This window comes from Pseudoalteromonas sp. S16_S37, from assembly GCF_014694405.1.
Classification (GTDB): domain Bacteria; phylum Pseudomonadota; class Gammaproteobacteria; order Enterobacterales; family Alteromonadaceae; genus Pseudoalteromonas.
Genome location: NZ_JAAUWV010000230.1, coordinates 1 through 308, shown reverse-complemented (window position 1 = coordinate 308; position 308 = coordinate 1). Strand labels below are relative to the sequence as shown.

1 pseudogene is annotated in these 308 nt (G+C 43.2%); it reads left to right on the top strand.

From position 1 onward, the window contains the following. A pseudogene (locus HC733_RS23340) lies at positions 1-190 on the top strand (IS5/IS1182 family transposase); the annotation flags it as partial. Positions 191-308: the final 118 nt, after the last annotated feature.

Here is a 308-nt window from a genome sequence, read left to right as displayed (position 1 = left end):
TGAAAAACTGCTCAAGCAAGATAAATTCAGTAAATCGAAGCTGTACTCACTGCATGAGCCGCACGTTGAATGCATCGCGAAAGGTAAAAGTGCAAAACCGTACGAGTTTGGGGTAAAAGCCAGCGTAGCAACGACGGTGAAGGAACAATTTGTCCTATGCTGTCATGCCATGCACGGCAACCCTTATGATGCTGAGGGATCCCCATAAATAATCATTTAAATTCAAACACATCACTAACATCCAAATTTTGCCAATTCAAGTCAGTGATGGTTTTCTTAAAATGCCGGAGCCCCGCCATATAGTCTTG